The sequence below is a fragment of the Robertmurraya sp. GLU-23 genome, from assembly GCF_052983275.1.
This window is the reverse complement of the sequence record NZ_JBRKCV010000017.1, coordinates 1-23,148: the sequence shown is the minus strand read 5'-3', so window position 1 is coordinate 23,148 and position 23,148 is coordinate 1. Positions and strand designations below refer to the sequence as shown.

The 23,148-nt window shown below is 38.1% G+C and carries 19 protein-coding genes and 1 other annotated feature; of the genes, 13 read left to right on the top strand and 6 right to left on the bottom strand.

Annotated elements, in window-relative coordinates; genetic code table 11:
- The first annotated feature begins 46 nt into the window (after positions 1-46).
- The 5 genes from ACVBAX_RS20350 (at position 47) to murC (ending at position 6,170) form a co-directional block, all read left to right on the top strand.
- Positions 47-565, top strand: a complete 519-nt coding sequence (locus ACVBAX_RS20350; protein ID WP_430776079.1) for a hypothetical protein — start codon at positions 47-49, stop codon at positions 563-565.
- 119 nt (positions 566-684) lie between these two features.
- Positions 685-999, top strand: a complete 315-nt coding sequence (locus tag ACVBAX_RS20345) for a thioredoxin family protein (protein WP_447118608.1) — start codon at positions 685-687, stop codon at positions 997-999.
- 89 nt (positions 1,000-1,088) lie between these two features.
- A complete protein-coding gene (locus ACVBAX_RS20340) occupies positions 1,089-1,892 on the top strand; it encodes a DUF1444 domain-containing protein (protein WP_447118667.1) in 804 nt (267 codons plus the stop codon).
- A 185-nt stretch (positions 1,893-2,077) separates the two neighbouring features.
- Positions 2,078-4,639, top strand: coding sequence for a DNA translocase FtsK (locus tag ACVBAX_RS20335; RefSeq protein ID WP_447118607.1), 2,562 nt, complete (start codon positions 2,078-2,080; stop codon positions 4,637-4,639).
- Positions 4,640-4,874: 235 nt separating this feature from the next.
- The gene (murC, locus tag ACVBAX_RS20330; RefSeq protein ID WP_447118606.1) at positions 4,875-6,170 is read left to right on the top strand and encodes a UDP-N-acetylmuramate--L-alanine ligase; all 1,296 of its coding nucleotides are present in this window, start codon (positions 4,875-4,877) and stop codon (positions 6,168-6,170) included.
- A 32-nt stretch (positions 6,171-6,202) separates the two neighbouring features.
- Here the strand turns inward: murC and ACVBAX_RS20325 are convergent, their stop codons facing one another.
- The gene (locus tag ACVBAX_RS20325) at positions 6,203-7,318 is read right to left on the bottom strand and encodes an aminopeptidase (RefSeq protein WP_447118605.1); all 1,116 of its coding nucleotides are present in this window, start codon (positions 7,316-7,318) and stop codon (positions 6,203-6,205) included.
- A gap of 193 nt (positions 7,319-7,511) precedes the next feature.
- Between ACVBAX_RS20325 and ACVBAX_RS20320 the strand changes: the two genes are divergently transcribed.
- The 3 genes from ACVBAX_RS20320 to ytxJ all read left to right on the top strand — a co-directional run bounded on the left by ACVBAX_RS20320 (position 7,512) and on the right by ytxJ (position 8,894).
- On the top strand, positions 7,512-7,982 hold the full coding sequence (locus ACVBAX_RS20320; protein WP_447118604.1) for a DUF948 domain-containing protein: 471 nt from the start codon (positions 7,512-7,514) through the stop codon (positions 7,980-7,982).
- A 14-nt stretch (positions 7,983-7,996) separates the two neighbouring features.
- Positions 7,997-8,458 (top strand): YtxH domain-containing protein, encoded by a 462-nt coding sequence (locus tag ACVBAX_RS20315; protein ID WP_430776073.1) that lies wholly within the window; start codon positions 7,997-7,999, stop codon positions 8,456-8,458.
- 109 nt (positions 8,459-8,567) lie between these two features.
- Complete coding sequence (gene ytxJ / locus ACVBAX_RS20310; RefSeq protein WP_447118603.1) at positions 8,568-8,894, top strand: bacillithiol system redox-active protein YtxJ; 327 nt, start codon at positions 8,568-8,570, stop codon at positions 8,892-8,894.
- Between the two features lie 20 nt (positions 8,895-8,914).
- Here ytxJ and pilM read toward each other — a convergent pair whose 3' ends face one another.
- A complete protein-coding gene (gene pilM, locus ACVBAX_RS20305; protein WP_447118666.1) occupies positions 8,915-11,080 on the bottom strand; it encodes a pilus assembly protein PilM in 2,166 nt (721 codons plus the stop codon).
- A 247-nt stretch (positions 11,081-11,327) separates the two neighbouring features.
- Here pilM and ACVBAX_RS20300 point away from each other — a divergent pair, with 247 nt between their 5' ends.
- The 4 genes from ACVBAX_RS20300 to motS all read left to right on the top strand — a co-directional run bounded on the left by ACVBAX_RS20300 (position 11,328) and on the right by motS (position 15,222).
- A complete protein-coding gene (locus ACVBAX_RS20300) occupies positions 11,328-12,404 on the top strand; it encodes a bifunctional 3-deoxy-7-phosphoheptulonate synthase/chorismate mutase (protein ID WP_447118665.1) in 1,077 nt (358 codons plus the stop codon).
- Positions 12,405-12,641: 237 nt separating this feature from the next.
- Positions 12,642-13,640: a catabolite control protein A gene (gene ccpA, locus ACVBAX_RS20295; RefSeq protein ID WP_447118602.1), complete on the top strand. Its 999-nt coding sequence runs from the start codon at positions 12,642-12,644 to the stop codon at positions 13,638-13,640.
- A 60-nt stretch (positions 13,641-13,700) separates the two neighbouring features.
- Positions 13,701-14,519 (top strand): flagellar motor protein MotP, encoded by an 819-nt coding sequence (motP, locus tag ACVBAX_RS20290; protein ID WP_447118601.1) that lies wholly within the window; start codon positions 13,701-13,703, stop codon positions 14,517-14,519.
- Positions 14,506-15,222, top strand: a complete 717-nt coding sequence (motS, locus tag ACVBAX_RS20285) for a flagellar motor protein MotS (protein WP_447118664.1) — start codon at positions 14,506-14,508, stop codon at positions 15,220-15,222. The genes motP and motS overlap by 14 nt, the downstream gene beginning before the upstream one ends.
- Positions 15,223-15,252: 30 nt before the next feature.
- Here motS and ACVBAX_RS20280 read toward each other — a convergent pair whose 3' ends face one another.
- From ACVBAX_RS20280 to ACVBAX_RS20270, 3 genes are read right to left on the bottom strand one after another with little or no spacing between them, the layout of a single operon-like run.
- Positions 15,253-16,431: an acetoin utilization protein AcuC gene (locus ACVBAX_RS20280; RefSeq protein WP_447118663.1), complete on the bottom strand. Its 1,179-nt coding sequence runs from the start codon at positions 16,429-16,431 to the stop codon at positions 15,253-15,255.
- Positions 16,428-17,075, bottom strand: coding sequence for an acetoin utilization AcuB family protein (locus ACVBAX_RS20275; RefSeq protein WP_430776069.1), 648 nt, complete (start codon positions 17,073-17,075; stop codon positions 16,428-16,430). The genes ACVBAX_RS20280 and ACVBAX_RS20275 overlap by 4 nt, the downstream gene beginning before the upstream one ends.
- Before the next feature lie 50 nt (positions 17,076-17,125).
- Entirely contained in the window at positions 17,126-17,758 is a 633-nt protein-coding gene (locus tag ACVBAX_RS20270) for a GNAT family N-acetyltransferase (protein WP_447118600.1), read from the bottom strand.
- A gap of 208 nt (positions 17,759-17,966) precedes the next feature.
- Here ACVBAX_RS20270 and acsA point away from each other — a divergent pair, with 208 nt between their 5' ends.
- On the top strand, positions 17,967-19,685 hold the full coding sequence (acsA, locus tag ACVBAX_RS20265) for an acetate--CoA ligase (RefSeq protein ID WP_447118662.1): 1,719 nt from the start codon (positions 17,967-17,969) through the stop codon (positions 19,683-19,685).
- Positions 19,686-19,727: 42 nt separating this feature from the next.
- Here the strand turns inward: acsA and ACVBAX_RS20260 are convergent, their stop codons facing one another.
- Positions 19,728-22,625, bottom strand: coding sequence for a transglycosylase domain-containing protein (locus ACVBAX_RS20260; RefSeq protein WP_447118599.1), 2,898 nt, complete (start codon positions 22,623-22,625; stop codon positions 19,728-19,730).
- 144 nt (positions 22,626-22,769) lie between these two features.
- Positions 22,770-22,999, top strand: a binding site (T-box leader).
- The last annotated feature ends 149 nt before the right edge of the window (positions 23,000-23,148 follow it).

Sequence of the window (23,148 nt, the reverse complement as noted above, 5' to 3'; positions counted from 1 at the left end):
ATGATAGAAAAGAAGACAATAGTTCCTATGTAGGGAGGAAGAAAGTATGAGAAAGTATATACAGGCATCTCTCCTCTGTATAGCTGCTCTATTTTACCTTAGTGGATGTTCTGCATCCTTTGACGAAGAGGAAACAGAAACAGTTGATGTTGTGGAGAACTCATTTAAGGAAGAGGCTAAAAAACCAAATAATAAAACTGAGGAAATTGAGTATTATTTACCTTTTGGTTTTGAAGTGGATGAAGAATCTCCGAATAATATTATTTTAAAGAATGGTTCAAAAACATATATATTGTTTTACAATCCAATAGAAGCTCAAGATAGTGAAGTCGTTTACCAAGCGACTGTCGCTCAAGACAAATATGATATCGATAAAGTAATTAAAACAAATGGGAAATATGGCTTTCTATTAGTAAAAAAGCTCGAAGATCATATGAATGAGCTTACTATTGGTGTCGGTGGTATGAAGATTACCACAGAAACAAAAACTAGGTCCCTAAGCAGCGAAGCAGATATGATGAGTGACATCGTTAACTCCATAAAGTTAAAAGAAAGCGAAGGATGAATTCCTTCGTTTTTTATTAGAAGCTAATTTCTTTTCAAAAGAAGCTACAATGTTTTAGAATATGGGGTAGTCTGAATAACTATTTACGTACTGTATAAACTGTTATGGGAGGTAATCATATGAAAATGCTTGAGAGTGTAGAACAGTTTGAAACGATGAAAAACAACGGGAAACATATATTTATGTTTTCAGCAAATTGGTGTCCTGACTGCCGAGTGATAGAGCCAGTCTTGCCAGAAATAGAAGCGAAATATAGTGAATACAAGTTTGTACATGTGGATCGTGATCAGTTTATTGATCTTTGTATTAGCTTAGATGTGTTTGGAATCCCAAGCTTTATTGCGTTTGCAGATGGAAACGAGTTAGGTCGTTTTGTCAGCAAAGACCGGAAAACCCAAGAGGAAATTGAGCAATTTATCGAAGGTCTAAAATAAAAAAATAGCTCCCAATCCTCACAAGATTGGGGCTATTTCATGTAGATAAAAGCGAAATTCTCCAATAAGGAGGCAAAGTATATATGAAAATGGATAGTAAAAAAATGAAGATGGAGCTTGAAAAGCGCCTTCAAAGTGATAACCGAACGATCACTTATGATCGTAAAAATGATCAATTACGTATAGAGAGCAAGGAAAGTGGAAGAGGAATTACGGTTGAGTTGCCTAGAATTATAGCAAAATGGGAAGTAGACAAAGAAAAGGCCATCGACGAAGTTGTATATTATGTGGAGGAAGGCCTTAAGGCAATGGATGAGAAAACGACTCAAGAAGGTGAAAAGACTCGGATTTTCCCTGTCATACGCTCTACGTCTACTCCTGTTGTATCGCGTGAAGAAATTCCTTTAGTATATGATGATCATACGGCTGAAACTAGAGTTTATTATGCGTTAGATTTGGGAAATGCATACCGAATTATTGATGAAGCATTAATGGCAAAGGAAAATTGGACGAGAGACTATATTCGGGAAGTCGCTCTTTTCAATGTAAGAAGCCTAAAAACTACTATGAAACGTGATGAAGTGGCAGGAAATATCTTTTATTTTCTCAATACAAATGACGGGTATGATGCAAGCCGTGTCCTAAACGATGCGTTTTTGAAGGAAATGAGTTCGAAAATTACTGGAGATATGGCGATAGCGGTTCCACATCAGGATGTATTAATTCTTGCAGATATTCAAAATGAGACAGGGTATGATATTCTCGCACAAATGACCATGAGCTTTTTTGCCAGCGGTCGCGTCCCAATAACGGCATTATCCTTTTTATATGAAAATGGTGAATTAGAACCCATCTTTATCTTAGGAAAAAACAGAAGTAAAAAACCAAACTAAAGGGCCAATGGTGGTCCTTTTTTTCGTTAGGGTGTCCTAAATCTAAGATCAACAAGCTAAGAATTGGTTAGGTCAAAAGATTCAAAATTATATTATTACTAGCAATCTTTTATTTCTTATCGATATTATTGTATTCAGTGATAAAATAAGAAGACATGATGAGATAGAAGAAAGAGTGATAAGGTTTGAATTGGTTTAAGAAATTGTTTAGCAAAATAAGTGACGATGAAGCGGAAGAAATATATGAACAAAAAGTAGAATCATTTAAAGAAACAAAAAAAGAACAAAAAGATATGGATGCTCGAATTGTCTACCAGTATCCGAAAGGTAAATTTAAGTTTCCGTTAATACCTGATGAACGAGAAATGCAACAAACAGCTAGAAAAAGTAGAAAAGAAAGGACTTCTTCCCGTCAACGAACAGAACCAGTTATGAAAAGTGAAACGGTTCGTTCGAAACCTAGAGTCAGCCCACTGACAGAAAGCAAAGTAAGTCCACCTACTAAAAGTGAAACGAAAAATAGAGATGTGTCAAGAAGGCCGTTTCGACCAACAGAAATTCCTTCTCCCGTCCATGGATTTGAGAAAAGGGTAAAAATGCAGGAGGAAAAGCCGGTAGAGTACGAGTTAAATTCCTTTTTGAAGAAAGAGTACATAGAACGTTCTTCAGAAACACCTGTTAAAGTAGAAAAAATAGAAAAACAGGCCATTGAAGAAGTTGTTCAAGTAGAAGAAACGATTATAAATACGGATCCAATTGATTTCATTAGCATGGATGTTACGGAGGAATTGCTTCCTGCAGAAACAGGTGCAGAACCGGATCATGATCATTTAGATCAAATAGAGACAGTTGAAGAGGAAGTTTTAGAGCACTATGTCCCATTGGTGACTACTGGGGAATTGGAGGTTGCCGTAGCAGTTGAGAGTTTTGCCGAGGAAGCGGAAGAACTAGAAGGTGAACAGAGTGTACAAATAGACGAACTGAACGTATTTGAAAAGAGTATACAGACAGAAGATCTCAATGTAGCTGAAGAGGAACTTGAACAGGTAGAGGTGCAAACAATCGAAGAAAGCACGCAACAAATTACCGAACAGGGGGAATTAGATGGTCATGAAGAACCTCCTGTCGAACCTGCGCCTAAACGCAAGCAATTGCCTTTTAATGTATTAATGTTGAAAGAAGATCGTCGTAAATTAGAGGAAAAAAGAAATCAAATAAAGAATGAGGCCACTATTGAACCTCCGATACCTTTGATACCTGAAAAGGAAGCAGAAGACAAAGAGAAGCTTACTAATGTCAATCAGATAGCTGAAGTGATTGATGAAGAAAATCCGTACTACGTTTTCCCAGAGCTCGATCTCCTGTCACCTCCTGTTATTTATGATACAAGTGGGGAATGGCTTGAAGAGAGGGAAAGACTTCTTAACGACACGTTAGAAAGTTTTAACGTTCGAGCAAGTGTGGTAAATGTAACACAAGGTCCATCGGTTACGAGGTTTGAAGTGCAACCAGAGCCGGGTGTAAAGGTAAACAAAATTACTAATTTAGCAGATGACATCAAATTAAGTCTTGCCGCAAAAGATATTCGGATTGAAGCACCGATTCCTGGGAAGCACACGATCGGGATTGAGGTCCCAAATGAAGTAAGTAGACCGGTTTTACTCTCAGAAATTATTAACAGCCCAGAATTTCTCGAATCGAAATCACCTTTAACAGCTGTACTCGGACTAGATATATCAGGGAAGCCAATTGTAACTGATTTGCGTAAAATGCCGCATGGCTTAATTGCAGGTGCTACTGGATCGGGGAAAAGTGTGTGCATAAATACCATCTTAGTCAGTCTTCTCTATAAAGCTAGACCGGATGAATTAAAGCTTCTTTTAATTGATCCGAAGATGGTGGAGCTAGCACCTTATAATCAAATACCGCATCTTGTAAGCCCAGTAATTACCGATGTAAAAGCAGCTACAGCAGCCCTAAAGTGGGCTGTCGAAGAAATGGAAAGACGATACGAATTATTTGCACATACAGGTGTACGTGAGATTAATCGTTTTAATGAACAATGTGAACAGCATAATCAACATGCTGATAAGCTACCGTTTATTGTCATTATTATAGATGAATTGGCAGACTTGATGATGATGGCTCCTGCTGATGTCGAGGAAGCGATATGTCGTATTGCCCAAAAGGCTAGAGCATGTGGTATTCACTTAATTATTGCAACACAACGCCCGTCTGTTGATGTTATTACCGGATTAATTAAAGCAAATGTTCCTACAAGAATCGCCTTCTCTGTATCAAGTCAAATCGATTCTCGTACGATTATTGATATTGCCGGAGCGGAACGTCTACTTGGTCGTGGGGATATGCTATTTTTAGAAAATGGTTCTTCAAAGCCTGTTCGTCTACAAGGTACATTTGTATCGGATGAAGAAATTGATCAAGTAGTCACTCATGTACGAAGGGAACAAAGTCCAAACTACTTGTTTCATCAAGAGGAACTCTTAAAGAGGGCTGCTGTTACAGAAGAAGAAGATGAACTATTTTTTGAAGCTTGTGAATTTGTTGTTGATCAAGGATCTGCTTCCACCTCTAGCCTTCAAAGAAGATTCAAGATTGGATATAATCGAGCAGCTAGGTTAATTGATATGATGGAGAAAAACGGGTATATTTCTGAAAATCGTGGTAGTAAACCGCGTGATGTATTAATTACTCAGGATGATCTTCAAAGTATACAAGAAGTGTAAGTATGGTTATTTTAGGCTTTTTTTCATAAACTATGGAGTAAAATAGACATAGAAAGAAAAGGTATTATGGCCAAACGTTGCATAGTTTTTATAATTAAAAAATGATATAATGTCACAATATGATAAAATCGTGTTCACTATTTGCAAACAAAGAGGCTTGTAATGCAAAAATGAGCAAATAAAAGAAAATGTCATATACTGTGATACAGTTAGAAGATGGTTGGAGGTTCTTTATATGACAATTTACCATTTTGTGGGTATAAAAGGATCTGGAATGAGTGCACTAGCACAAATTCTTCATGATATGAATTTTGAGGTTCAGGGTTCAGATGTTGAGAAACGTTTCTTTACACAAACGGCCCTTGAGCATTTAGGAATAAAGATCCTACCTTTCCAAAAAGAAAATATTGTACCAGGATTAACAGTTATTGCTGGAAATGCCTATAAAGATGAACATGAAGAAATTCAAGAAGCGATGAAACTAGGTTTACCTGTCATTCGATATCACCGTTTCTTAGGTGATTTTATGCAAAATTTCACTAGTATTGCTGTGACTGGTGCCCACGGGAAGACATCTACAACCGGGCTCCTTTCGCATGTCATGAGAGGTGCAAAACCAACTGCGTTTTTAATCGGAGATGGTACTGGTAAAGGAGAAGAGAATGCCGAGTATTTTGTATTTGAAGCTTGTGAATATAGAAGGCATTTCCTTTCGTATTTTCCAGATTATGCAATTATGACGAATATTGATTTTGATCACCCTGACTATTTTGCCAATATTGATGATGTTTTTTCAGCATTTCAAGAGATGGCATGGCAGGTGAAAAAAGGGATTTTTGCTTGTGGAGATGATGAACAGCTTCAAAAGATTCAAGCAAAAGTGCCGGTTGTTTTTTATGGCTTTGGCGAAGAAAATGACTTCCAGGCTAGAAATGTTGTAAAAACTACTGAAGGAACGACCTTTGATGTATTTGTTAGAAACACTTTTTATGATACATTCCAGGTACCAACCTTTGGTGATCATAATGTATTAAATGCTCTTGCTGTTATTGCCATTTGTCACTATGAGGAGCTGTCAGCTGATAAGGTCAAGGAACAGCTCTTAAGCTTCACAGGTGTTAAGAGAAGATTTACAGAAAAACATGTCGGCTCTCAAGTGTTGATTGATGATTATGCACATCATCCAACGGAGATTAAGGCGACGGTTGATGCAGCAAGACAAAAGTATCCAGATCGTGAAATTGTTGCTGTATTCCAGCCTCATACATTTACAAGAACACAAACATTTTTAGAGGACTTTGCTAATAGTCTTCAATTAGCAGACAAAGTCTATTTATGTGATATCTTCGGTTCGGCCAGAGAAAACCATGGTAAGTTATCCATTGAGGACTTACGTAATAAGATTGAATCTGCTGAAATGATTAACGAAGAAAATACAGAAACTCTAAAGCAACACGTAAACAGTGTCATCCTGTTCATGGGAGCAGGAGATATTCAAAAGTTTCAAGAAGCTTACGAACGCCAATTATAAAAAGATGCAGCTTTGATGGCTGCATCTTTTTGTTATTTTAAATTTTCGGGATTTAATACCTCGAGCTCTTTAATTACGAAGCGTCCATCCTTTCTAACTAACACATCATCAAAGTACATTTCTCCTCCGCCGTAGTCGCTGCGTTGAATATTGACCATATCCCAGTGAATGTTCGAATGATTTCCATTAAAGGCATCATCATAACATTGGCCAGGCGTAAAATGGAAGCTACCATCAATCTTTTCATCAAATAAAATATCTTGCATCGGATGTAAGATAAAAGGATTCACACCAATGGCAAATTCTCCGACAAAGCGTGCCCCTTCATCTGTATCGAATATTTTATTAATCCGCTCTGCATCATTTGCAGTTGCCTCAACAATTTTCCCATCCTCAAAGGTTAGTTTTACATTTTCAAAGGTAAAGCCTTGATAGGGAGATGGTGTGTTGTAAGTGATGACTCCATTGACAGAATCACGTACTGGAGCCGTATATACCTCTCCATCAGGAATATTCATTTGCCCCGAGCACTTGATGGCAGGTATGTCTTTGATCGAGAAGGATAGGTCCGTTCCTGGGCCTGTGATTCTTACTTTGTCGGTTTTGTTCATTAATTCTACCAGGGCATCCATTGCCTGATCCATTTTCCCATAATCTAAATTACAAACATTAAAGTAAAAATCTTCAAAGCCCTCTGTGCTCATTTTTGCTAGCTGCGCCATTGATGAATTTGGATAACGCAGGACTACCCATTTCGTTTTAGGAACACGGATATCACGGTGTACTTTCTTTCCGATTGTTGATCCGTGAATTTTCATCTTGTCATCGGGAACATCAGCGTGCTCGTTGATATTGTCACCGGAACGTAACCCTATGTATGCATCCATTTGACTCATAACGTTTGCTTCAAAATCTGCCATCAAGTTAAATTGTTTTTCTTCGGCACCAAGAAGCAATGCTCGGTCCACTTGCTGATCTTTAAGAAGTACGAAAGGATGTCCTCCCGCTGCATATGCTTCCTTTACTAATGCTGTTACTAGCTCTCGCTGCAAACCAAAATTTTCAATTAGCACCTTTTCACCAGGTTGTAGCTTAACAGAGTAATTAATAAGGTTTTTGGCTAGAAGCTCAATGCGTGAATCTTTCATTTTTTTCCCTTCCTTTTAAAAAACTTTTTAATACATTTATTATTGTAACCTAAAGGGCGAAAGTTGGCGCATTTATAACAATTTTGTTTTATTTATGGTAAAATTTTAGTATTGATTTATTACGATTGACGTTTAATGAATTCTTAGTAGGGTAAGTAATGAAATGTAAGCGTCAATGGAGGTGCAGGATATTTTGGAGTGGATACTTTATGTCAGTGCAGGGATTGCGGCAATTGCTTTTCTTATTTTAGTTATTTTTCTATCGAAAGCGTTACAGTCTCTTCAAGTAACCTTAGATAGTATTTCAAAAACATTAAATGGGTTGGAGCGTCAGCTGGACGGCGTCACAAGGGAAACAACGGACTTGTTGCATAAAACCAATGCTCTAGCGGAAGATATTCAAAAGAAATCAGATAGCTTAGGAAGTGTCGTTGATTCCGTTAAGGATGTAGGAGTAACAATTCAAAAGTTTAACTCTTCACTTCAAACGATCACAAATTCTGTGAACTTTGCAGTTGAGGAAAATAAGGACAAGGTTAGTCAAGTCCTCCAATGGGGCAATGTCCTTCTGGAAATGAAGGATCGATGGACTCATAGGAAAAAGGAAAAGGCAATTGTTGAAAAAGGTCCTAGCGAGAAGGGAAGAGAAAGAGGTTATTATTAGAGGAGGAATATGATATGGTGAATCACGAAACTGAAAAGGAAAATCGACAAAATGTAAATGAAACATCAGGGTCGAAAGAATTTTTATTGGGTGCCATCATCGGAGGGCTTGTTGGAGCAGCAACGGCACTATTCCTCGCTCCAAAGTCAGGAAAAGAAATGAGAACAGATTTAAACACACAAGCTGGAAATTTAAAAGGGAAGACTAGTCAGCTCTATGATGTAGCAAAAACAAAGAGTACTGAATTAGCAGAGGTTGCTAAAGTAAAGTCCTCTTCCATTGGACAAGCTGTTTCCAAGCAATCCAATGACATTATGAGTAAAGTGAAGTCAGTCAAACCTGTTGATGTCACGGAAACAGACGTCGTATATGAAGAAGATTTTTCTCCTGTGTTAAGTGAAGACAAGGAGCTTCAAAGAAAGCTAGAAGAAACAAAAAGAGCTTTTGATGAAACAGAATCTCAGTTAAATCATTAATAAGCAGATAAATGTTCAAAAGCGCAGTGTAATGATATTATATCTACACTGCGTTTTTTATTATAACTTGTGTAAAATATACTTATACATATCCTTAGGAGGGTTAGAAATGGAACAAATTCAAACGAAGGAGCAATTTGATGCTCTTGTAGACAATGAGAGTTTTTATCTTTTAAAGCACTCGAATACTTGTCCAATCAGTCAAGCAGCTTATGAGGAATACGAAGAATTTACTACTAACTCAAGTGTTAAAAGCTATTATTTAATTGTTCAATCATCGAGAGAGCTTTCAAATTATATCGCAGAACGCTTTCACATTAAACATGAGTCACCACAAGCCATCCTATTTGTAAAAGGGGACGTTGCTTGGCATGCCTCTCACTGGAAGATTACAAGCAAAACGTTAGCTACCGTTTCGCAAGAAAATCAAATATGATAATAAAAGGAAGCCAGGTATCATGTGATAACCGGGCTTCCTTTTTGAGTTGGAAAAATGATCTGTAAAGAGTCGAACGGTTCAAGAGGATCATAGAACGTTGTTTCTTCTTTGTTCTTCAAAAGTATGAATGACCCATTTGTTTCTTTTGGAAGGTCAATGTTGACCTCCTTAAAAATGTCTTGAAAGATAAAGGGCTGTAAACGTTGATGGGTGATACTTAAGGAGTCACCATCATAGATGATGCTATCTTCATCCAAAATTTGATTTCCTCGTTTCACAACGGTGATACTCTTTTTTAAGAGTATTTCTTTATCATTAAATGTAACAGGTATGGTTTGATTAAGTATATATTGATTTGCATCAGCAAGATCTTGTAGAGTAATATTTTCCCTCAGTTGTACGGTGATTTTGTCATGATTCTCAAAGCTGCTTTGAAGCCTTGTTTCCATCCCATTACGGTAGAGCTTAGCTGAATAGGAGGGGTAAAATGTATCCTTACCATTCAGGATTAGATGAAATGGTCGAAGATCTGCCATAAGATTGGACAGATTTAGATAATGAAACAGATCTTCAAGTGTCTTCGAAAATTGAAACACCATGACATCTCGATCATTTAGTAGATAATTTTTATCGATCGTTTCACCATTGCATATAAATATTGGTTCAACTTGATATGCTTTTCCGTTGATCTCTATTTCTTTGGTTGGGATTTCATCAAGTAACTGACCAATGGATAATGTAGTACGTTCTCCATCTTGTCCTTTTTCAACATACAGAATATCTCCGTTTTCAATAGAATCGTCTAGGGCACAACTTTCTCCATTTTTCATTAATGTCGGAGGATGACCATATTGACCAGGAATGGTTATATTTTTCTCATTTAAAGTAATGATCATGGCTAGTCCAGGTCGACCGTATAGCTTATTCATTTTAATTCCTGCAGCTAATAAACAATCTCCAACTGTTAATTTTTTTACCTCGAATAGTCGAACGGGTTGTTCATTTACGTAAACCGTCATATATTGTACCGGTGATTGTTTGGCAGCTAAGGCAATACCAATAGGAGTGACAAGCTCTGGTCCTTTAGTGATTTTCTCAGAAATCGTTAATGACGAAATGGCATCGATCCCTCTAATGGCGACTCGATTTGGAGGAAGCTCAAGCCTTTCAGCCATTTTTTTTGCCAGTTCAGGTGTTAAGCTTCCACCTCCGACTAGCATAACTGCTTTTGGAGATTTTCCATTGTTAAGCTGTAATACCTCATCGCAAATGGAACCAGCAAGGCGATCAATTGCATAAGAAATTTGTTCGATTGCCTCCCCCTTCGAAACCTCTGTCTCAAATCCCAAAATATCAGTGACTGTTATGGACTCTTGGGTATTTAATTGTCTTTTTGCCATTTCGGCTAAAGGGAAATCAAGTAAGTATTGATCACTGATTGCTTCTGTAATTTCATCTCCTGCGATAGGAACCATTCCATAAGCAATCACTGTTCCCATATCAGTTAAGGCAATATCAGACGTTCCAGCACCGATATCCACCAACGCTACATTTAACCGCCTCATGGAGGGGGGGATGAGAACATTGATGGCTGCTATCGGTTCCAGAGTTAGAGCTTCCATCTCTAACCCTGAGCGTGTTAAGGCAGCTAATAAAGATTCAACCACAACTTTCGGTAAAAAAGTGGCAATAATTTCGACAGATGCCTCGTCTCCTTGTTGGTCAATCAGGCTACCGATTTCTTCTCCATCTAAACGATAATAAAGCACAGAATATCCGACACAATAATAATAATGACTTTTCTCTTCCTTATATTTCTCAGCAACTGCTGCTTGAGCATGTTGAACAGCTAAAAGCTCCAGATGAAGAATGTCCTGTTTTTGCATAATTGGTTTGCCGTTAATGGGAAGTGATACCTTTGAGCGTTCCGTTTGTAAAGCCCTTCCCGCAGCTGCGACGCATACCTTTTGAAGAGGACCATGTTTAATTTCAAGTTTTTCTTTTATTTGGGTAATAAGCTTTGATACAGCCATAACATCATGAATTTGGCCATCTAACATCGCGCGCTCCGAATGTTCGATTGATAACATATCAACCACATGATATTGACCATTGGTTTCTTCTAGGATAATACCAACACATGAGCGAGTACCTATATCTAAAGCAAACAATTTATTATTCATTGACAAAGAAAATCACACCTTCTAGCTTAGGTTCATATAATAAAGAATCTACTTTAATACTTAAAAGCGTTTAATTATTAAAGAAAATTGCGTGACATTTGAAAAAATTTCATATATAATGACTCTAACTTATATAGAAATGTAACACACTTTATGAAGCGGATAAAGAACAATCCTTCTTTGGTTTTCCTTTTCGCATGTAATAAAGCATTGTTTTCAAATCTACAATTCAAAGGGGCGAGAAATGATGAGTAATGTTGAGTTAGATCAGCTTAGGGACCGTGTTGACGAGTTAAATGTTGAGCTTTTAAAGTTAATTAATGAAAGAGCTAGACTTGTTCAAGAAATTGGACGTGTAAAGGAAACACAAGGGGTATACCGTTACGATCCAGTTCGTGAAAGAAGCATGCTTGATATAATTAAGGAAAACAACGATGGACCTTTCGAAAATTCTACGGTTGAACATATTTTTAAAGAAATATTTAAGGCTGGGTTAGAGCTTCAAAAGGATGATCATAGCAAAGCATTGCTTGTTTCTCGTAAGAAGAAAGCTGAAGATACAATTGTTGAAGTAAAGGGAGAAAAAGTTGGACATGGCATCCCACAATTAATTTTCGGACCATGTGCAGTTGAGTCATATGAGCAGGTTGCTGCTGTTGCTGCTTCCATCAAAGAAAAAGGATTAAAATTCATGCGTGGTGGAGCATACAAGCCTAGAACTTCACCTTATGATTTCCAAGGACTTGGTGTAGAAGGATTAAAAATTTTAAAAAGAGTAGCTGACGAGTACGATCTAGCTGTAATTAGTGAAATCGTAAGCCCAGCTGACATAGAGAAAGCTGTTGACTATATTGATGTCATCCAAATTGGTGCACGTAATATGCAGAACTTTGAGCTTCTAAAAGCTGCAGGTGCTGTAAATAAGCCTGTTCTATTGAAGCGTGGACTTGCTGCAACGATTGAAGAATTTATTAATGCAGCTGAATATATTATGTCTCAAGGTAATGGCCAAATTATCCTTTGTGAGCGTGGTATTCGTACGTATGAAAGAGCAACAAGAAACACATTAGATATTTCAGCTGTGCCAATCTTAAAGCAAGAAACACATCTACCTGTTCTAGTTGACGTAACTCACTCAACTGGACGTAGAGATCTCCTTCTTCCAATGGCAAAAGCAGCCCTTGCTGTAGGTGCAGATGGAGTAATGGCAGAAGTTCATCCAGATCCAGCAGTTGCATTGTCGGATTCGGCTCAACAAATGAACATTGACCAATTTAATGCTTTCTACAAAGAAATTCAAGCTTCTAACTTAGTGCGTGTATAAGATATAACACAAAAAACCGACTTATGAGAGCTGATCATAGTCGGTTTTTTTGCGTTTTCCACCGTAAAATTGTTTTTTTTGTTAAATAGATAGCCTTTACATTGCGACAATTCACTATGTGAAGTATGATAATGATACATAAATAGACAAGTTTCGATTTTTATATAATGGTTAAAAATGACAGACTTGCAGTAAAATAAACGTAAAGTTAGGACGTATATAGAAGGAGTGGGTATTGTGAACATAACAATTTATGATGTAGCACGTGAAGCAAATGTTTCCATGGCTACAGTGTCTCGTGTTGTGAATGGTAATCCAAATGTAAAACCAGCTACAAGAAAGAAAGTTTTAGAAGTGATTGAAAGATTAGGCTATCGTCCAAATGCCGTAGCAAGAGGATTGGCTAGTAAAAAAACAACAACGGTTGGGGTAATTATCCCAGATATCTCGAATCCATTTTTTGCAGAACTTGCTCGTGGTATTGAAGATATTGCGACCATGTACAAATATAACATCATCTTAAGTAACTCAGACCAAAATAAGGACAAGGAGTTACACTTGTTGAACACCATGCTTGGAAAACAAGTGGATGGAATTGTATTTATGGGTGGAAATATATCTGAGGAGCATGTGGCAGAATTTAAAAGATCTCCAGCTCCAATTGTTCTTGCTGGATCCTTGGAAGATTCTGAACAAGTACCTTCTGTAAATATTGATTATGAGCAAGCTACGTTTGATGCTGTAAATACCTTTATTGAAAAAGGACATAAAAGAATTGCTATGGTAATTGGTCCTTATCATGAACCGATTAACAAAGAGAAGAAGTTGGTAGGTTACAAAAAGGCATTAGAGGCAGCTGGAATTCCTGTTGAAGAAGCCCTTATTGTTGAGGGAGATTATACGTACGATTCAGGTATTGAAGCGTTTGACAAGTTAATCGAACTTCCTGAAAAACCAACAGCTATCTTTGTTGGTTCTGATGAGATGGCCGTCGGAGTTGTACATGGAGCACAAGATAAAGGGTACAGCGTTCCTAATGACTTTGAAGTGATTAGTTCAGACAATACAAGAATTTCTCTTATGGTAAGACCACAACTAACAACGGTTATCCAGCCTCTGTATGATATCGGTGCAGTTGCGATGCGTTTGTTAACGAAATTTATGAATAAGGAAAAAGTCTCAGAACATACAGTAGTACTTCCGCACCGAATTGAGCTAAGAAGCTCAACAAAGTAAACCGTTTGTCGATATGTAAGGTAGTGGACAAATTCGTTTATGATAGTTGGGAGAGAAACTATGAAAAAGCTTGATGTTCTAACACCTATCGGATTATCGATAGGTGTAATTATGCTGTTATTTGGAATTGTATACAACGGGGGAATAAGCGGACTATTGTCATTTGTTGACCCTGCATCATTGCTTATTGTTATAGGTGGACTACTTTCAGGCTTACTTGTCAGCTTTTCTTTAAAAGATATAAAGCAGATGATCAAAGTTATGAGACAGTCTTTTTCTTCTGACGAAAGGAAGCTTCAAGACTTGATTGATACCTTTGTCCATTTATCGGGCAAAGCGAGAAGAGAAGGTCTCCTTTCACTTGAAATGGAGATTGACCAAGTAGAAGATCGATTTTTACGAAAAGGAATGTTATTAGCTATTGATGGAACGGATCCTGATGTTATTCAAGATATTCTATTAGCTGAAATTTCTGCGATGGAAGACCGGCATAGAAAGGGAAGGGCAATTCTCGAAAAGGCTGGTGATTATGCTCCAGCTTGGGGGATGATTGGGACATTAATTGGGCTTGTTCTCATGCTAAAAAATTTAAATGACCCATCTACACTTGGACCTAATATGGCTATCGCTTTATTAACAACATTATATGGATCCTTGCTTGCGAACCTTGTCTTTATCCCTATAGCAGCAAAGCTAGAGTTGAAGACAGAAAATGAAGCTTTTATCAAACAGGTCATTGTTGAAGGGGTGATCGGTGTCCAATCAGGGCAAAATCCGAAACTTCTTCAAGAGAAGCTAAGTGCATTTCTGTCTGAAGAAGAACGTGAAGCCAAGGAAAAAGGGTTAAATAGCGAGGCTTTAGATGATGAAAATTACTAAAAAACAGCGGCTGTCTCATAAAGGGGCACCACGTTGGATGGTAACTTTTTCAGATTTAATAACGCTTGTACTTGTATTTTTTATTCTCTTATTTTCTATGTCGCAAATCGATCTGATTAAGTTCCAAGCACTGGCTGACTCGATGAGAGATAAGCAATTCCTAGATTTTTATCCTTCAATTGTACCGCTCGAAGGAGAAGGCGAGACGGAGCAAGAAGAGAATAATGACTCTGCTCAAAGTTTAGATGATCTTTTGGAGGAGGTTCAATCCTATTTAGATAATAACGGATTAAACAACGTTATCGTTGCCAATCGAACAGAGCGTGGCGTTGTATTAGTACTTCAAGAACAAGCATTGTTTCAGTCAGGAGAAGCAGAAATTCTAAATGAATCAAATGCCTTTTTGGACAAAGTGGGAGCATTGCTTGGAGAGATGCCGAATCTAGTAAAGGTTGAAGGACATACAGATAATCGACCAATTACAACTGAGCGTTATCCATCCAATTGGGAGCTTTCTGCAGCTAGAGCAGGGTCAGTCATCAGATATTTAATTGAAAACTTTCAGCTTGACTCAACCAGATTTATTGCTGTTGGATACGGTGAAACGAGGCCGATTGTTCCAAACAACAGTGAGGAAAATTGGCAAAAAAATCGAAGGGTTGAGATTGTCATCTCTGATCCAAAATACCATGCAAATGAATAGCTGATAGTTGAGGAAAAAGGCTGAAAAATTTCAGCCTTTTTCAATACTCTTTTTATGGTTACGAATGGGAAATAATGCTTTTTCGACTGTTTGTGAATTTTTTTCAGTAATTTCAGCTTTCCGAGGGATAGGTGGATATAAATCGCTTGGGTCATCCCATTGTTTTGGTAGAGGGACAGAGGCTTTTGACTGCCAAGCTTGAATCCACTCAACAGGTAATGGATGCTTTAAAAGTTCTAAGTTATTGGTCATTTCAAGCCAGAGTAATGACCAAGCTCTAGGAACAACTCTCCAAATATCATATCCGCCACCACCAACAGCTATCCATCTACCTTCACAATACTGATGGGCAATACGATGCGCAAGTTTAGGGATTTCACGATAAATGTTCATGGTAGCTGATAAATGGGTTAAAGGGTCCAAGTAATGAGAATCAGCGCCATTCTGGGTTACGATCACATCTGGTTTGAAAAAAGCTGCAACTTCTGTTAAAGAGGTGGTATACGCTTCGAGCCATGATTCATCTTCCGTAAAGGCATCAACAGGGATGTTGAAGGAAAAACCATAGCCTTTACCTTGCCCTCTTTCATTCACATTCCCAGTACCAGGAAATAAATATCTCCCTGTTTCGTGTATGGATAATGTACAAACATCGGGATCATCATAAAAGGACCATTGTACCCCATCACCATGGTGAGCATCTGTGTCCACATAAAGAACTCTTGCATGGTATTTTTCTTGAAGATACTTTATAGCTACGGAACTATCATTATAAACACAAAAGCCAGAAGCCTTTCCTTTAAAACCGTGATGCAAACCACCACCAAGGTTCAGGGCATGTTTGGCTTTCCCTGTCATAACATAGTCAACGGCGGTTAATGTTCCCCCAACTAGCCAAGAACTCGCATCATGCATATCGGGGAAGATTGGAGTATCATCTGTTCCAAGTCCATAATTTTCTGCCTTTTCGGCAGAGAGTTGACCGAGACCAGCTAGCTTTACCGCATTAATATAACTAGGATCATGAATAAGCTGTAACTCTTCATTGCTAGCTTTTCTAGGTAGAATCATTTGATGATCAGATAGGGCATTCAATTGTTTTAATAAATCTAAAGTAATTTTTAGGCGAAGTTGGTTAAAAGGATGATTGGAGTTAAATTTGTACTTCAGTTGTTCTTCAGAAAAGATAAAAACAGAATCATGAATCATGTCGTAATCCCTGGCAGATTGGGCCATAGGACCGTATATCCTGCTTTTTTTAATTCGTTAATGAGAGTGACGGGATTCATCGTTTGTACTCTCAATACTAGAATTTTATAGTTTTCATCCTTTTTGTCTGGATAGACAAGCACGCTAAGTAAATTGGCTTTTCGCTTACTAATTACTGAAGTGACTTCACAAAGCATTCCAGCTCGATTAGGCACTTTTACTTCTATTTGAGAACCAGGCTGATGGGCTCCAGTTAATTGTACTAACGTATGTAATAGATCCGTTTCCGTTACGATTCCAACAAGTTTTTGATCTTTTATGATGGGGACACAGCTTATATGATGTTCATAAAAAACAGCTGAAATTTCTTCTACAAAATCTAAAGGATGTCCAGTAATTAGATTGGTTCTCATAATTTCATTTACTGGTTTTTGTAGTACATCACTGTGTTCTGACGCATAAAAAATGGAAGGCGTTGCATCCTTAATATCACGGTCCGTCACTAATCCGATGATCTGATTGCTTTTATCTACTACTGGAAGATGTCTAATCCGCTTTGTTTTCATCATTTGAATGGCGTCTGCTATCGTGCTGTCAGAGGTTAAAGTTGAGACGTCAGATTTCATAATCTCTTCGACTATCATACTATTTCTCCCCTTCTATAAATACATCACTCTTAGAGAATAATAAAGAGTTAGTACATGAAACGATTCATAAATCTTAATCGATCAAACTTTTCAATCGATTCATTGGGAACACGTTTTCCAATCTTAGCCATAAGACAGTTAGCTGGATGAGAGCTAATTTCAGGGTCATCAGTAGCAAAATATTCTAAACCGCCGGCATTCATCATTTTTTCCATTATTTTACGATACTCCCATACGTTTAAGCCAGTACCTTTCAAATCCCAGTGCCAGTAATATTCTGTTGTAATTGTAATGAAATCTTCCATTGCATCATCCATCATGGAGACGATAAGTAAGTTTTTCCCTACACTACAGCCTCGGTATTTTGGAATAACTTCAATGGCACCTAATTCAATTAGGTCTTCCATTTTCCCTTCAGACCAGCGTTCGAGAGGATCTGGATATAAATAAGTAACATAACCAACAATTGTATGCCGGTCCCTCGCTACAATAATCCTTCCCTCTGGCAGGGCTGCAATTTCAATTAGTGCTTGATGCTGTTGCGCTGGGGGGCGAAAAGCAACTAAGTCATGATGAAATTCATAACCTGATAAGGCTTCAGAAGAAATAGGCCCTTCAATAATTAAATCACCATGAGGCGTTTTTAATTTTTTTGCATTATATATTTTAATATGTTCCATCTATACACCACCCAATGAAAATCATACCTTTTGTAATCCATATTATACATGAAAATCACTAAATTTAAGCGCTTTCACATAATTTTCTGTTAAATTTAAATAGATTTTGTGACATAAATATTTTCCTAAACAAATATTTTAAAAATTGAGAAAAAGATTTTTCTGTTATATAATAACAGTAAGCATGAACAAAGGGGGATACGGTTTGATGAAAGTGGAAGCGCTATCAGTAGTTAATGGTGTATTTAATCTAGGAAACTACGATCAAATGTACAAGCAATTCGACTGGCGTGAAGTGGAAAAGGAATTTTCATGGTCTGAAACAGGTCGAGTAAATCTTGCGTATGAAGCGATTGATCGACATGCAGAATCCTACCGTAAAAACAAGGTTGCTCTTTACTATCGAGATGCAGATCGTAATGAAAAGTATACGTTTAAAGAAATGAAGCAATTCTCAAACAAAGCTGGTAATGCATTAAAATCATTTGGAGATGTGGAAAAAGGGGACCGTGTCTTCATTTTTATGCCAAGATCACCAGAATTGTATTTTTCTGTTTTAGGAGCAATTAAACTAGGAGCGATTGTTGGACCATTATTCGAAGCATTTATGGAAGGTGCTGTTCGGGATCGTTTGGAAGACAGTGAGGCAAAGGTTCTAGTGACAACACCGGAACTTCTTGAGAGAGTCCCAGTCGATGAACTTCCTGCACTAAAAACGATTTTCTTGGTGGGAGAGAATATTAAAGAGGAAGGAAAATTTATTGATTTTAAAAAGAGATTCGAAGAGTCAAGCAGCAAGCTAGATATTGAATGGGTAGACCGAAGAGATGGACTCATTCTCCACTATACATCAGGATCAACAGGGAAACCCAAAGGTGTCCTGCATGTACATAATGCAATGATTCAACACTATCAAACGGCAAAATGGGTATTAGACCTTAAGGATGACGATGTGTACTGGTGTACTGCTGATCCAGGTTGGGTAACTGGAACTTCCTATGGAATCTTTGGTCCATGGCTTACAGGGACATCTAATGTGGTTGTAGGTGGCCGTTTTAATCCGGAAACATGGTATAAGATGATTGAAGAATATGGCGTTAGTGTTTGGTATAGTGCTCCAACTGCCTTTAGAATGCTGATGGGTGCGGGAGATGAAGTGGTGAAGCGCTTTGACCTAAGTAGCTTAAGGCATATTTTAAGTGTGGGTGAGCCTTTGAATCCAGAGGTCGTTCGTTGGGGAATGAAAGTATTCCAACTTAGAATTCATGATACATGGTGGATGACTGAGACGGGTGCTCAGTTAATTTGTAATTATCCTTGTATGGAAATCAAGCCAGGCTCTATGGGAAAACCAATCCCAGGAGTAAAAGCAGCAATCGTTGATGACCAAGGAAATGAATTACCTCCATATAGAATGGGCAACTTAGCCATCCAAAAAGGCTGGCCATCCATGATGCATACCATTTGGAAAAATGAGCAGAAATACGAGTCGTATTTTATGCCGGGTGGTTGGTATGTGTCTGGTGACTCTGCATATATGGATGAAGACGGTTATTTCTGGTTCCAAGGAAGAATTGATGATGTAATTATGACATCTGGTGAACGTGTTGGACCCTTCGAAGTGGAAAGTAAACTGGTTGAACATCCAGCAGTCGCTGAAGCAGGTGTCATAGGGAAGCCAGATCCAGTTAGAGGGGAAATCATTAAAGCATTTGTTGCTTTAAGAGATGGATACGAAGTAACAGAAGAGTTAAAGGAGGATATCCGTCAATTTGTGAAAAAAGGGTTAGCAGCTCATGCTGCACCTCGTGAAATTGAATTCCGTGATAAACTTCCGAAAACAAGAAGTGGTAAAATTATGCGACGCGTCTTAAAAGCGTGGGAGTTAGATTTACCAACAGGTGATCTTTCTACAATGGAAGATTAAGAAAAAAGCAATCCTCTTTTTCATAGAGGATTGCTTTTTTGGTTATCCGTTTGAACCATTTCCACCGTTATTACCAGGATTTGTCCCGTTACCATTTCCGTTACCATTTTCTGAACCGGTTTCACCACCTGTACCAGGGTCTGTTCCGGTACCAGGGTCTGTTCCAGTCCCTGGATCTGTTACTGGTGGTTCTGCCGGCTTTTCCTCTTCTTTTGGCCCGATTAATGCCTCATTCGAAGGTGCTGATTCTTGTCCAGCAATGTCAACTGCTGTTACATAGTATTTTCCGTTTCCACCACTAAATGAAAGTGCAGAGCCGGTCTTAATACTAGCAACTTTATTTCCATTCAAATACACACGATATCCAACAATATCATTTTCAGGGTGAGAACCCCAAGTAATTTGATTGCCATTAACACCTATTGATAAAGGAGATGGTGCCTTTCCGTTATCTGTAAGTTTATCATCCGGAAGTAGAATGTTTGCCCAATTGCTATTGTTCTTTTTCGGAATCAGGTTTTGAACTCCCGTCTTAATTCCAAAGAGTTTTTCAATATAATCAGGGTTTAATATCATTCCTGTTTCAGCAAACTCAGCTGGTGTTGAATCTAGGGCTAAATACTTTTTATCTCCGATGGTGACATATTTTCCTTGGACTAAGCTGTCATCAACCGTCGTCGGAACGTATTTCGCATTAAATAAGTCGGTTTGAACTAGGCCAGCCTTTGAACATGCATCTGAAGGGAGCAATCCGGAAATACCACAGAATGAACGCCTCACAATTCCACCAGGCATGTTAAAGCTTTCAGCAGGGTCAATTAAAGCTGGATTTACATCATAAGCTGCATTCATGAGATCAGCCCATAAATAATTATTTCGTAAGCTATAATTGAGACCAGATGATTTTAGAGATTTTGGCGTATCATACCCGTTCCAAATACCAAAGGAAACATTTGGATTTACCGCCACAAACCAAGCATCGTGGAAATCTGTTCCTGTACCAGTTTTCCCAGCCCAATCTGATGAAAACTTTAGTCTACTTTTAACGGAAGTAGCTGTCCCCGAATTAATTACATCACGCATCATATCGATTGTGAGGTAAGCGGTTTGTGGACTGAATACTTCTACTGGTTTTACTTCATGCTGGTAAAGAATATTTCCATCTTTATCAACGATTTTTTCAATCATATATGCATCGATAAATTGTCCACTATTTGCAAAAGTACCGAATGCATTTGTGTTTTCTTCAACGGTTACTCCGTTATCTAATGAACCAATAGCTGTTGATAATTGTTCATAATCCCCAGGAGTTAAAGATGAGAATCCCATCTTTTTTAAGTATTCTGCTGGCCTTTGACCAATAATATCTTTGTAAAGTTTAACAGCAGGTACGTTAAATGATTTAGCTAACGCATATCTAGCAGTAACTAGTCCACTATAAGTCTTGGTGTAGTTAGTTGGCCAAGGACGATTAATGCCTGGTGCTAAACGTAACGGTACATCAGGTAAAATACTACCTGGTGAAGCCTTTCCAAGCTCAAAAGCTGGAGCGTAAACAAGCAGAGGCTTCATTGTTGACCCGTTTTGACGAATGGCATTCGTAGCATGATTCAGCTGCGAGTCTTCAGAATACTCTCTACCACCTACGAAACTTAAGATCTTACCGGTTTTGTTTTCAATAAGAATCGCACCTACTTGGACAGGTTCCATAATGGTCACTTCTTCCCCTGTTTCAGGGTCTATCACCGTTTCTGACTTGTCTGGCCCATAGTTTTGATACTCATTTTTCACCTTATCCATTGCGTCGTAAATGTTCTTATCAATCGTGGAGTGAATTTCATACCCGTTACGACGAATATCTCTGTCTGCTAAAGTTTGATATTCTTCAAACAAAGCATTGTCATTTTGTAAGTCTTCTTCTGTATAACCATCTTTTTCAGCAAGTATTTTCGCTAGTATGTCTACGGCTCTTTTTTCGATTTCAAAAGTAACCCAAGGGTATTGTTCAATTGAGCTTGTCCCAGCAGGGATAAAATCCTTTGTTACATCATACGCTAATGCCTCGTCGTATTGATCTTTTGTAATCGAGTTATTTTCGTACATTCTTTGCAATACCGTCTTCATTCTTGTTAACCCTGGCTCAAGGTTCTTTTTTAGTTCGCCTTTATTGGTAAAGGGAGTATAGCCGAAAGGACTTTGCGGCAAACCAGCAATAAAGGCTGCCTGTGGGAGTGATAATTCCTTTGCACTAATACCGAAAAGGCCCTTTGCAGCAGATTGGACCCCTGCAATATTTCTTCCAGAGGAATTTCTACCAAAGGTCGATACATTTAAATACGCTTCCAAAATTTCTTTTTTGTCAAAAAACTTTTCGAGACGTAGAGCAAGTAGAATTTCTTTCGCTTTACGTTCAAAAGAAATTTCATTTGTAAGGATTTGATTCTTAATAAGCTGTTGTGTTAACGTACTTCCACCAGACTGGACAGAGGAGTTTGTTACCTCTTGGAAAAGTGCGCGTAGAATTGCCTTAGGAACGACTCCGTCATGCTCATAAAAGTATTCGTCCTCAGTAGCAACGACCGCTTTTAAAAGGTAGTCGGACACTTCCTCTAGTTTTACTTCTTCTCTCTCCAAATCCGTTCGAAGCTTTCCGAGGTATACATCATTTGCAAAATAAAGATTTGATGTTTCTTCATAGTTGTATATATCTTTCTTCATACTTTCGTAAGATCGGATAGGTTCGTTTTTTGTCAATGATGCGAAGTAGCCTGCTCCAACACCACCTGCAAACGCCCCACCAAGTAGAATAATAATAAGTAATATTAAGGTCAGGTTCCAAACTACTTGATAGGTAATGCTCGCACCTTTTACTGTTTTTTTATTTGTAAAAAGTTGAAGCAATGTCCTCAGTTTTTCTTTCCAATTACGTTCTTCATTCATTGGCAACATTCCCCCTAAAATCAAGTTATATTATAACATAAAAAGGCTATCAAAAAGGGGAATCCTGTCGTTTTATGAGAAATTACCTAAAATTGGATTGACAATAAAGGTTCCTTTATGTTAAAAATGCTAATAACACCTAAATATTTTGCCTTGACGGGAAATTAGTAGTTGTTCTATCTCTGTTAAAGAAAGCTGACGGTTGATGCGAGTCAGTACATGTAGAATATCGAATTACCTCCCTGAGCATTTACTGTGAACCTGTATTTAAAGTCAGTTATAGCAGTAAACGGTTAGTCCGTTATCTTTTTAAGTGGAGGAGCTTGCTGTTCCTCAAGTTGGGTGGTACCGCGATTATATAAGTCGTCCCTTCGAATCTTTGATTCGGAGGGGCTTTTTTTAGTGTGCCAGGCATGTTCATCAACTTGGCGGTGAGAGTCCGCTATGGGCGTTGGGATATGCGAACCATTAGTCGAAGGCAAGGGTGTCCGTGGTGACGAGGAATCTGAAGGAAGCCCTAGAC

Coding starts and splice junctions, on each gene's coding strand:
- ACVBAX_RS20350 (WP_430776079.1), top strand. CDS start 47: ATGAGAAAGTATATACAGGCATCTCTCCTCTGTATAGCTGCTCTATTT.
- ACVBAX_RS20345 (WP_447118608.1), top strand. CDS start 685: ATGAAAATGCTTGAGAGTGTAGAACAGTTTGAAACGATGAAAAACAAC.
- ACVBAX_RS20340 (WP_447118667.1), top strand. CDS start 1,089: ATGGATAGTAAAAAAATGAAGATGGAGCTTGAAAAGCGCCTTCAAAGT.
- murC (WP_447118606.1), top strand. CDS start 4,875: ATGACAATTTACCATTTTGTGGGTATAAAAGGATCTGGAATGAGTGCA.
- ACVBAX_RS20325 (WP_447118605.1), bottom strand. CDS start 7,318: ATGAAAGATTCACGCATTGAGCTTCTAGCCAAAAACCTTATTAATTAC.
- ACVBAX_RS20315 (WP_430776073.1), top strand. CDS start 7,997: ATGGTGAATCACGAAACTGAAAAGGAAAATCGACAAAATGTAAATGAA.
- ytxJ (WP_447118603.1), top strand. CDS start 8,568: ATGGAACAAATTCAAACGAAGGAGCAATTTGATGCTCTTGTAGACAAT.
- pilM (WP_447118666.1), bottom strand. CDS start 11,080: ATGAATAATAAATTGTTTGCTTTAGATATAGGTACTCGCTCATGTGTT.
- ACVBAX_RS20300 (WP_447118665.1), top strand. CDS start 11,328: ATGAGTAATGTTGAGTTAGATCAGCTTAGGGACCGTGTTGACGAGTTA.
- motP (WP_447118601.1), top strand. CDS start 13,701: ATGAAAAAGCTTGATGTTCTAACACCTATCGGATTATCGATAGGTGTA.
- motS (WP_447118664.1), top strand. CDS start 14,506: ATGAAAATTACTAAAAAACAGCGGCTGTCTCATAAAGGGGCACCACGT.
- ACVBAX_RS20280 (WP_447118663.1), bottom strand. CDS start 16,431: ATGATTCATGATTCTGTTTTTATCTTTTCTGAAGAACAACTGAAGTAC.
- ACVBAX_RS20275 (WP_430776069.1), bottom strand. CDS start 17,075: ATGATAGTCGAAGAGATTATGAAATCTGACGTCTCAACTTTAACCTCT.
- ACVBAX_RS20270 (WP_447118600.1), bottom strand. CDS start 17,758: ATGGAACATATTAAAATATATAATGCAAAAAAATTAAAAACGCCTCAT.
- acsA (WP_447118662.1), top strand. CDS start 17,967: ATGAAAGTGGAAGCGCTATCAGTAGTTAATGGTGTATTTAATCTAGGA.
- ACVBAX_RS20260 (WP_447118599.1), bottom strand. CDS start 22,625: ATGAATGAAGAACGTAATTGGAAAGAAAAACTGAGGACATTGCTTCAA.